The sequence below is a fragment of the Ruegeria sp. BB9 genome (assembly GCF_056539345.1).
This window is the reverse complement of record NZ_JBQFUU010000005.1, coordinates 223,542-233,372: the sequence shown is the minus strand read 5'-3', so window position 1 is coordinate 233,372 and position 9,831 is coordinate 223,542. Positions and strand designations below refer to the sequence as shown.

General features: G+C 63.4%; 12 protein-coding genes. 6 read left to right on the top strand and 6 right to left on the bottom strand.

Going from position 1 to position 9,831, the window contains the following annotated elements; translation table 11 throughout:
- Positions 1-9: 9 nt before the first annotated feature.
- The 3 genes from ACR0FC_RS16910 to ACR0FC_RS16900 form a co-directional block, all read right to left on the bottom strand.
- On the bottom strand, positions 10-2,553 hold the full coding sequence (locus tag ACR0FC_RS16910; RefSeq protein ID WP_367646665.1) for a TIGR02302 family protein: 2,544 nt from the start codon (positions 2,551-2,553) through the stop codon (positions 10-12).
- A gap of 36 nt (positions 2,554-2,589) precedes the next feature.
- A complete protein-coding gene (gene lysA / locus ACR0FC_RS16905) occupies positions 2,590-3,855 on the bottom strand; it encodes a diaminopimelate decarboxylase (RefSeq protein ID WP_170342232.1) in 1,266 nt (421 codons plus the stop codon).
- Between the two features lie 98 nt (positions 3,856-3,953).
- Positions 3,954-4,541: a TetR/AcrR family transcriptional regulator gene (locus ACR0FC_RS16900; RefSeq protein WP_170342234.1), complete on the bottom strand. Its 588-nt coding sequence runs from the start codon at positions 4,539-4,541 to the stop codon at positions 3,954-3,956.
- Positions 4,542-4,681: 140 nt separating this feature from the next.
- Here ACR0FC_RS16900 and ACR0FC_RS16895 point away from each other — a divergent pair, with 140 nt between their 5' ends.
- Positions 4,682-5,113 (top strand): DUF8051 family protein, encoded by a 432-nt coding sequence (locus ACR0FC_RS16895; protein WP_480656825.1) that lies wholly within the window; start codon positions 4,682-4,684, stop codon positions 5,111-5,113.
- 93 nt (positions 5,114-5,206) lie between these two features.
- Positions 5,207-5,593 carry a glycine zipper family protein gene (locus tag ACR0FC_RS16890; protein ID WP_170342237.1) on the top strand — a complete coding sequence of 129 codons (387 nt, stop codon included), beginning with the start codon at positions 5,207-5,209 and terminating at the stop codon, positions 5,591-5,593.
- Positions 5,594-5,610: 17 nt separating this feature from the next.
- Here the strand turns inward: ACR0FC_RS16890 and ACR0FC_RS16885 are convergent, their stop codons facing one another.
- The 3 genes from ACR0FC_RS16885 to argH all read right to left on the bottom strand — a co-directional run bounded on the left by ACR0FC_RS16885 (position 5,611) and on the right by argH (position 7,406).
- A complete protein-coding gene (locus ACR0FC_RS16885; protein WP_170342239.1) occupies positions 5,611-5,766 on the bottom strand; it encodes a hypothetical protein in 156 nt (51 codons plus the stop codon).
- Positions 5,767-5,835: 69 nt separating this feature from the next.
- On the bottom strand, positions 5,836-6,018 hold the full coding sequence (locus tag ACR0FC_RS16880; protein WP_170342240.1) for a hypothetical protein: 183 nt from the start codon (positions 6,016-6,018) through the stop codon (positions 5,836-5,838).
- On the bottom strand, positions 6,015-7,406 hold the full coding sequence (gene argH / locus ACR0FC_RS16875) for an argininosuccinate lyase (RefSeq protein ID WP_170342241.1): 1,392 nt from the start codon (positions 7,404-7,406) through the stop codon (positions 6,015-6,017). Before argH ends, ACR0FC_RS16880 begins: the two co-directional genes overlap by 4 nt.
- Positions 7,407-7,427: 21 nt before the next feature.
- On the opposite strand from argH, the gene ACR0FC_RS16870 reads away from it, so the two are divergent.
- From ACR0FC_RS16870 to ACR0FC_RS16855, 4 genes are all read left to right on the top strand, one after another.
- Complete coding sequence (locus ACR0FC_RS16870) at positions 7,428-7,994, top strand: TlpA disulfide reductase family protein (protein WP_170342242.1); 567 nt, start codon at positions 7,428-7,430, stop codon at positions 7,992-7,994.
- 81 nt (positions 7,995-8,075) lie between these two features.
- Entirely contained in the window at positions 8,076-8,405 is a 330-nt protein-coding gene (locus ACR0FC_RS16865; RefSeq protein WP_170342243.1) for a hypothetical protein, read from the top strand.
- Positions 8,406-8,464: 59 nt separating this feature from the next.
- On the top strand, positions 8,465-8,851 hold the full coding sequence (locus tag ACR0FC_RS16860; protein ID WP_170342244.1) for a hypothetical protein: 387 nt from the start codon (positions 8,465-8,467) through the stop codon (positions 8,849-8,851).
- Entirely contained in the window at positions 8,848-9,819 is a 972-nt protein-coding gene (locus tag ACR0FC_RS16855) for a sterol desaturase family protein (protein WP_170342245.1), read from the top strand. Before ACR0FC_RS16860 ends, ACR0FC_RS16855 begins: the two co-directional genes overlap by 4 nt.
- Positions 9,820-9,831 lie beyond the last annotated feature (12 nt).

The following is a 9,831-nucleotide window of genomic DNA, read 5'->3' as shown; positions in this document are numbered from 1 at the left end:
CCCTGCCGGTCAGAACCGCTCGAGCAACCTTTTGAGGTATTCCAGTTCGATCCTGGGCCTGTCGGTTTCGCCGGTACGGCGACGGATTTCATCCAGCAACTCGCGGGCACGGCGATACACATCATCCCCCTGCAGCAGGTTCTCCTCGGTCGAGATCGAGCCCGCAGCGCCCGGATTCCGACCCAGCGGATCGCGGTTGTTGGCCTGCATGTCGCCTTCCTGCGTACCCTGACCGGGCTGGTTCTGCTGGTTCTGGGCCATGGCCTCACCCAGCTCGCGCATCCCTTCGCGCAACGCTTCCATTGCTTCGGACTGGCGGTCGATCGCTTCGGCAAGGTCGTCGCTCCGCAGGGCATCTTCGGCCTCATCCATGGCACGACCTGCACGCCCCAGCGACTCGCGTGCGGCGTCGCCTTCGGGTGTTCCGGCGCCCGGCAGGTTCTGCTGCTGGCGATTCAGTTCATCGCGCAGCGCCTGTTGGCGGTCAGCCAGAGTCCCTTGCCCTTGCTGGCCTTCGCCCGCCTGATCCGATCCTTGGCCCTGGCCGCCCTGACCCTCATGGCTCTGGCCGCGCCCCTGACCGCCCGAGCGGCCTTCATTGCCCTGGCTTTCACCGGCCTGCGCGCCGGGATTGAATTGCTCCTGCAAGTCACGGAAGGCCTCGTCGCTCAGGCCCTGCTGCTCACGCAGGGTTTCGGCCAAACCTTCCATGGCCTGCTGGCCTTCGGATTGTTGCCCCTGTCCCTGGCCCTGGGTCACGCGCATGTTTTCCATCATCTGCTGGAACTCCTCCAGCGCCTGCTGGGCCTCGGCCATGCGGCCTTGCTCCATCAGTTCTTGGATCCGATCCATCATCCGCTGAAGGTCATCCTGCGTCATCTGCATGGATTCACCGGATTGGTTCTGCTGGCCCTGCTGGCCGTCCGGGTTCTCTTGCGCCAGTCGCTGCAGCTGACGAAGATACTCGTCGGTCGCTTCACGCAGTTCCTGCATCAACTCGGCGATTTCCTCGTCGCTGGCACCGTTCTGCATCGCTTCGGTCAGACGCTCCTGAGCGCGGCGCATCCGCTCCAGCGCATCGGCGAGCGTGCCTTCTTCGATCAGGATGGCCAAATCCCACAGGGCTTGCGCGATCTCGGTCTGCTGTTCGGGGTCCAGGCCGAATTCCGTAAAGGTTTCCAACCGGCGCAGAATGTAGCGCAGTCGCAGATATGCGGTTTCCGAACGGAAGACATCTTCGGGCCGGTGCGAAACCGCCCGCAACAGCTGAGCCACCCGTTTGGCGTTGTCGCGCGACCACAGCAGATCGCGACGCTGTTCAATCACCGCCGCAGCCAGCGGATCAAAGAACCGGCGGGCGGGAAGGTCGGTTCGGTAGACATCCGACTCGGAAACCTGATCAGCGGCATCGACGGCCGAAAGGGTGATCTTGACCGGCAGGTGCGCCCAAGGGTGTTCCGAAAAGTCCTCGATCAAGTCTTCCGTGAAATCGCTCCGGTCACCAGCGATCGGCATGGGCAGGTCGACGGTGACCGCATCGCGTGGTTCGGGTGCAACGGCCAGACCATGGCGACGATCGACCGCGGCCAGGTCCAGTTCGATCAACGCGGTGCCTGACAGGATCCCATAATCGTCACGTGCCGAGAACGGCAGTTTCATCTGGCCACCAGCCTCGGCCGTGGCAGGTTCAGCCACGGCGATTACCGGCGGCGCGTCCGCAATGACCTCGACACCCCAGTCACGCCCTGCAGGGCCTTCGATCGACAATCGGCCCGAACGCTCGACGACAAACTCCTGATCCGGATCGGTTGCTGTCGTGGTGGAAGCTAAGGAACTGGTTTCGGTCAACCTGTGCGCGCCGACCTCGCCATAGAAGCGCAAAGTGACGCGGCTGCCTTGTGGCACTGTCAGCGTCGGACCGGATTGATCGGCCAGATACAGCGTCGGCAGGCCGGTATAGCGAGGCGGCTCGACCCAGCCTTCCCAGCTGGGGCCCTGGCCGGCCACGGCCGTACCGGGTGTCATCTGCGCGACCGATCCAACTTTCCAGAACGATCCGAACAGCAATCCGACCACCAGCGCCAAAAGCGCCGCATAGCGCAGCGCGTAGGGGTCACGAGCGGCAAGGTTCAGGTCAGGCTTGACCGGTCCTGCCTGCGCGGCGCGGGCGGCCATGCGCGCCTGATGGGCCTGCCACAAAGCGCGCGAATCTTCGTCCATCGCCCCGATGGCCTGATCGTCCAGCAACGCCTGAATGGGACGGCCCGGCAGTGTCTCGTCCAGTCGGACAAGCGCCTGCGTGCGGGTGGGGAACCGAAACCTCCGCGTGCCCCAAATCAGTGCAGCCGCCAACGCCACAATGGCTGCGGCCCCGATGATCCAGACGGTTTCAACGCCGACCAGGTCGTGGAGACCCAGCAGCAAGGCCGCCATGATCAGAGCCGCAATCGACAGGAACGGCCAAAAGGCGCGCATCACCTGCTCGGCCAGCATCCCCGTGCGCGTCAGCAACAGGGACAGTCTGGGGATCGGCAGGTTGCGAGTGTCGGTCACGTCAGGCCTCCGGGTCGGGCCCGCGCGGTTATCGCGTCACAGCCACTCAGGTATGGTATCGCGGTTTATGATTTCGTCAAAGGTTGGCCGTTCACGAATAACCGCGAATTGATCGCCATGAACCAGAACTTCAGGGATCAGAGGCCGGGTGTTGTATTCACTGGACATAACCGCGCCATAGGCGCCGGCGCTGCGAAATGCGACCAGATCCCCCGGGTTCAGCGGTGGCATCGCCCTTTGTTTCGCAAAGGTATCCCCGGTCTCGCAAACCGGCCCGACAATGTCATAGCGGCGTTGTTCGACCCCCGGGGCGGGCTCGATGACGGGAACGATGTCGTGATAGGCGTCGTACATGGCCGGGCGGATCAGATCGTTCATCGCCCCGTCGAGGATCAGGAAATCGCGCCCTTCGCCCGACTTCACATAGATCACCTTCGACACCATCAGCCCCGCGTTGCCCGCGATCAGACGGCCCGGCTCGATCTCAATCTCGCACCCCAGATGGCCCAGTGTTTCCTTGATCATCGCACCGTATTCCAACGGCAGCGGCGGTGCTTCGTTCGAACGGGCATAGGGAATGCCCAGCCCGCCACCCAAGTCCAGACGGTGAATGTCGTGACCCTGTGCGCGCAGCTGTTCGGTCAGCTCGGCGACTTTGGAGTAGGCCAGGCGGAACGGCTCAAGATCGGTCAATTGCGAGCCGATATGCACGTCGATGCCCACCACCTTCAGGCCGGGCAGGCTGGCCGCATGGGCATAGACCTCGGGCGCACGGGCGATCGGGATGCCGAACTTGTTTTCGGATTTTCCCGTGGCGATCTTGGCGTGTGTCTTGGCGTCGACGTCCGGGTTCACCCGAACAGTGATCGGCGCGATCACGCCCAGTTCCTGCGCGACGGCGTTGATCACCTCCATCTCAGGCTCGGATTCGACGTTGAACTGGCGAATCCCGCCGGTCAGCGCGATGCGGATTTCCTCAGCCGTTTTGCCGACGCCCGAGAACACGATCTTTTCGCCCGGCACGCCCGCTGCCTTGGCCCGCAGGTACTCGCCGCCCGAAACCACGTCCATCCCCGCGCCCGCCTGCGCCAGCGTTTTCAGAATGGCCTGGTTGCTGGCGGCCTTCATCGCATAACAGACCACGTGGTCGGTACCTGCCAACGCCTCGTCGAACAGGTTGTAATGCCGCAGCAGCGTCGCCGTGGAATAGACATAGAACGGCGTGCCAACCGCAGCCGCGATCTCGGCAACCGGGACGTCCTCGGCGCACAACACGCCATCGCGGTAAAGAAAGTGATCCATATCTGCGCGCTTAGACCAAAACAGGCCTGTGGATCAACGGGATTTGCATCGCGGGCACGCAATCCGGTGCGAACCGCACAGAAGTCGGGCGCTACGGCTTATCCGCGCAGGCCGGCCTCAAGCAACGAAAGGGTCGCGTCGCGCCGCGCTTCAAAGTCGCTTTCATCGCCCCCGAAGATCGCCAGATGGATCACCAGCCCATCCAGCATCGCCGTCACCGCCTGCGCTGCGGCCTGCGCACTGAGATCGCCGCGGATTTCACCCGCGCGGATAAAGGGAGCGAACTGAGCCGCATAATGATCGGCGAGCCAGGCGAAGAATCCGCCAATGATCTCGGCCGCGCGCGGGTCCTGAAATCCGGGGCCCAGCACGTCAAAGAACAGCTGCGTTGCAGCTAGACGGTCGGCGGGCATGGACAGACGCAGCCCGGTCATGAACTGGTCCAGCGTCTGCGGGGCCGGGATGTCGCTGATGCGGGCGCGGATATCCTCGAAATACCGCTGCAGCAACGCCAGAAGCAAAGCCTCCTTGCTTTGGAAATACAGATACAACGTGCCCTTGGCCATCCCGGCCTGATGGGCCACGTCCTGCATCTTGGTAGCGTGATAGCCCTGATCCAGAAAGCAGGCCATGGCGGCATCCAATATCCGCCCCTGCATCTCTTCGCGATCGACGATCTTCGGCATCTTGCCCCTCGATTTTCTTCCGGCGCGCCTTTCTTGACGCAGATTGGACGCGGCGTCACGCAAATTCAATCTTTTAATGACTTGACGGTCAGTAACACCATCTCCATTTATGACCCGCCAGTCATTAAAAGGATTCTGTCATGGCGCATTCGTCACAAATCAAAGCCGGTCCAACGCGTCCTATGGCCTCCCAACTCACGGCAACAGCCGCCAAACTGATGCTTGTCCTCGTCGCCAGCTTTGTCACGCTCGTCCCCGGCGGACCGATCGAGACCCGGGACTTTTCCGGGCTGGGTGGAACGGTGTTCTGGGGTTTCAACGCCTTTCTGATCGCGCTTGCCCTGCTGGCCGTGGGGTCGGCGGTGGCTATGCTGCGCGGCTCGGCAACGGCAAGCTGGGGCGCCATCGTGGCGGCCTGGGGGTACATCTTCGTGGTCCTGCTGGACCTGGGTCATGTCTTCCCCACATCACCCGACCCGATTCCGCTGATGCTGGGACTGGTCGAGATTCTGGATTTCATCCTGGCTTTCTACATCCTGGCATTGGCTCATCGTGGCTTGGGCCACCTCTGAACCCGCCCGGCGCGCACTCGTGTACGGCCCGAAGCCACAGCAACAGGAGGTGGCGCCGGGTCCCGCCGTAATACCTACAAAGAAAGACAACTCATGCTGTTCAAGGAACGTTTCACATTGACCGTCTTGCCGCTGGCCCTGGTCACAGCCGCATGCAGCGGCACAGGTGCCCAACACCAACCCGTCCTGTCTGCCGAGCCGGGCCCGGCTTACGCCGCTGATCTGGACCAGTGCCGCGCATTGGCCAAGTCTCAGGACCTGTGGAGCCCGGAAACCCGGACACAGGCCTTGATAGGCGCCGGGGTCGGCGCAATGGCAGGTATTTCGGACGACACGGTTGGAAACACAGAAGGCGCCATAGCCGGCGCAGCGGTGGGATCAGCGGCAGGTGCCGTCGCCGGAGCCGCCGAGATGCGCAACACCCGGCGTGACATTCTGATCGAGTGTCTGCGGCAGCGCGGGCACCCTGTGGCCGGCTGAGCGCATCAAGCGCTCATTCAGAAATTCGTCGACACCCCGGCCCGCGCATATCCGGATACGGACACTCCAGCCCCCGAGCGCGCGGGCTCTTCTACTGGCTGAGAGCGCGGCGGATTCGTGGTTTCGCAGGCCGCCAGCACGGCAAGCGACAGGACAAGGCCGAGTGGTTTCATTTCGCTGCCTTCATTAGTTGGATCACTTGCTAAATGGCGACTGGCACGTCGCTTTCAACCTCAAAGCGTTCAGATCCCCAGAAACACGCTGAGGGGGCCTCGGTGCAGGCCGACGCCCCCGCTTACATATGTGCCACTGGTCGAAACGCCCACATTGGCGTTCAGGGTCGGCTGGACGGGCTCTCCGTCGGCGCCGCAGGCCGCCAAAGCAAAGGCGGCCCCGATCAGGGCAATCACACGCAAGGTTGTCATTCCAGCATCTCCTTCCAGCGGGCGATCTGCGCCCGGACCTGGTCCGGGGCCGTACCGCCATAGGACTGGCGCGAGTTTACCGAATTATCAACGCCAAGGACAGAATAGACATCCTGCGTGATGCCCGCGTGAACCAACTGCATGTCCTCGAGCGTCAGATCGGGCAGGTCGCAGCCCTTCTTCTCGGCCATGGCGACCAGCGATCCGGTGACGTGGTGCGCATCACGGAAGGGCAGGCCCAGCACCCGCACCAGCCAGTCGGCCAGATCGGTCGCGGTGGAAAAGCCCGAGCCGGCGGCAGCGGCCAGGCTGTCGCGATTGGCGGTCATGTCCTTGACCATGCCCTCCATCGCGGCCAGCGCCAGCATCCAGTTGTCGGCGGCGTCAAAGACCTGCTCCTTGTCTTCCTGCATGTCCTTGGAATAGGCCAGCGGCAGCCCTTTCATAACCATCATCAGCGCCGTGTTGGCACCAAAGATCCGGCCCACCTTGGCGCGGATCAGCTCGGCGGCGTCGGGGTTCTTTTTCTGCGGCATGATCGACGAGCCGGTCGAGAACCGGTCTGACAGGGTGACAAAGCGGAACTGGGCCGAAGACCAGATCACCAGTTCCTCGGCAAAGCGCGACAGGTGCACCGCGCATATCGAGGCCACCGACAGGAATTCCAGCGCGAAATCGCGATCGCTGACCGCATCCAGCGAGTTGGCGGCAGGCCGGTCAAAGCCCAGCGCCTGCGCCGTCATGTGCCGGTCGATCGGGAACGAGGTGCCGGCCAGCGCCGCCGCGCCCAGCGGGCATTCATTCATCCGCGCCCGCGCGTCGCGCACGCGGGAAAGGTCGCGGCCAAACATCTCGACATAGGCCATCATGTGGTGGCCCCAGGTCACCGGCTGCGCTGTCTGCAGGTGGGTGAAACCGGGCATGACCCAATCGGCCCCGGCCTCGGCCTGCGCCAATAGCGCGCGGATCAAGGCCAGCAGGCCGGATTCGGCGGCGTCCAGCTGATCGCGGACCCACAGTTTGAAATCGGTCGCCACCTGGTCATTGCGGCTGCGACCCGTGTGCAGGCGGCCTGCGGGCTCTCCGATGATCTCTTTCAGGCGCGCCTCGACATTCATGTGGATGTCTTCCAGCGCGGTCGAGAACTGGAACTCACCACCTTCTATCTCTGACAAAACGGTGAGCAGCCCTTCCCGAATGGCCTCGGCATCACTATCAGTTATGACGCCCGTGGCGGCCAGCATGGCGGCATGGGCACGCGAGCCCGCGATGTCCTGGGCCGCCATCCGTCGGTCGAACCCGATCGAGGCATTGATCGCCTCCATGATCGCGTCTGGTCCGGCGGCAAAGCGGCCACCCCACATCTGGTTCGAGGATTGTTCGGTCATGCTGGAAAACCCGGAGTTGATATGCGCCTGTTTCGTCTGATCCCCCTTTATATGGCCCTTGCGCTGGGTGCAAATGCCGCTTTGGCCGCCGACATGCAGGCCCTGGCCGACCTGCGCGACGGCAGCCTGAAACGCCTGATCCTGCATTCCGAGCCGAAACCGGTCTCGGACGCGGAATTCCTGCTGGAAGATGACGGCGGCACCGCCACGCTGGCAGATTATCGCGGCAAATACGTTCTGCTGAACTTCTGGGCCACCTGGTGCGCGCCCTGCCGCAAGGAGATGCCCCAGATCGCCGAACTGCAGGAGGAGTTCGGCGGAGACCAGTTCGAGGTTCTGACGCTGGCCACCGGGCGCAACTCGCCCGCGGGGATCAAGAAGTTCTTTGATGAAAACGGCATCACCAACCTGCCCCGCCACCAAGACCCGAAGCAGGCCGTCGCCCGCGAGATGGGCATCGTCGGCCTTCCGATCACCGTGATCATTGACCCCGACGGCCAGGAAATCGCGCGGCTGATCGGCGATGCCGAATGGAACTCGGACAGTGCCAAGGCGATCATCGCGGCCCTGCTGAACCCCGAAAGCTGACCACCTGACGGGCCTTTTGTGCTAGACTGGAACCGGCCTGAACAGGGCCGGTTTTTCATTGGCAACAGACAGGAGGCTGAGATGAAACCGGTGGTTTTGCTGATTGGCCGGCTGCCCAACGTGATCGGCGACGTGGCGCGGCAACTGGACCACCTTCCGATCCGCTGGCTGGGCGCGCATGACCCCGACGAGGTGCGGCGGCAACTGGACGCCGAACCGCGCATCGCCTGCGCGATCATGGGCGCGGGCCTCGACGACAAGGTGCGCGGCGAACTGGTGGGCATCATCGCGGCGCGGCGGCCGGATATCTGCATTCACCTCAAGGATCGCGCCTCGGGGCCCGAGGGGCTGGTGCCCTTCGTCGAGCGCGTTGTCCGGCACGAGCTGCTGGAGCCGCACGACACCCCCTGACGCAACGCCACCTTTGACAGGGCCTGACCCCGCTTGCACTCTGTCCGCGGGAGGACATCATGCCGCTGGAAATCCTGCTGGTTCTGGTGGTCGGTGGCATTGCCGGCATCACCGCACTGCTGCATCTGACGGGCAAATCGCGCCTGCGCGTGCTGAGCGCCGATACCGCGCGCGCCGAATGGGTGCGCCATTTCCCCGACGACACCATCATCGACGTCACCCTGACCCATGACGGACACGCCGCATTGCTACGTACCGAGACCGGGCCGGGCCTGTTGTGGTCCTTTGGCGCCGACACGGTGGCCCGCCACCTGCGCGATTTCGACTGGATCGACCACCCCGAGGGAATCGAGGTCCAGTTCCACGACTTCGCCACCCCCGGCGTGACCGTCCGCCTTGACGAAACCGAGCGCCGCCACTGGCGCCACCTGTTGGAGCCCGCATGACCGACCAGATCAGCTTTCCCGATGTCGTCCAATGGGCCGTGCCGTTCTTTATCGCCGCAATCCTGGCCGAATTTCTGTGGATCGCCATGAAGGGCCGTGGCGGGCGGTATGAAACCCGCGACGCCGTGACCTCGCTGATCATGGGAGCGGGCAACATCGCGTCCGGATTCCTGCTGGGCTTCATCGCCTATGGGTTCTTCATGTGGCTGTGGAAGATCACGCCCTTGGATCTGGGCACATCGATCCCGGTGATCATCCTGTGCTTTGTGCTGGATGACCTGCGATACTATTGGGTGCACCGGTTCGGGCATCGGATCCGCTGGGTCTGGGCCAGCCATGTAAACCACCACAGCTCGCAGCACTACAACCTGACAACCGCCCTGCGGCAGACCTGGACCTATACCTTCACCTTCATGATGGTTGTGCGCGCGCCGTTGATCCTGCTGGGCTTCCACCCGGCGATGGTGCTGTTCTGCGGCGGCTTGAACCTGATCTACCAGTTCTGGATCCACACCGAAGCCATCGGCAAGATGCCCCGCTGGTTCGAGGCGGTCATGAACACCCCCAGCCATCACCGCGCCCACCACGGCCGCAACGCGCGCTATCTGGATTGCAACTATGCCGGGGTGTTCATCATCTGGGACAAGCTGTTCGGCACCTTCGTCCCCGAGCAGGAGGACGACCGGGTCGACTATGGCCTGGTGCACAATATCGGCACCTTCAACCCGCTGCGGGTGGCCTTTCACGAATGGGTGGCCATCTGGCGCGACGCGACCCAGCCGGGCCTGACCCTGAAACAGCGGCTGGCCTATTGCTTTGCCCCGCCGGGCTACAGCCATGACGGCAGCCGCGACAGCTCCGAGCAGATCAAGTCCAAGCACCTGGCCCGCCACCCCGAAGATCGCGGAACGCCCGGTTTCGAGCAATTTGACGAAAACCTGCCCAACCAACAGGCAAAACAGGCCTGAGACTGGCGGCGT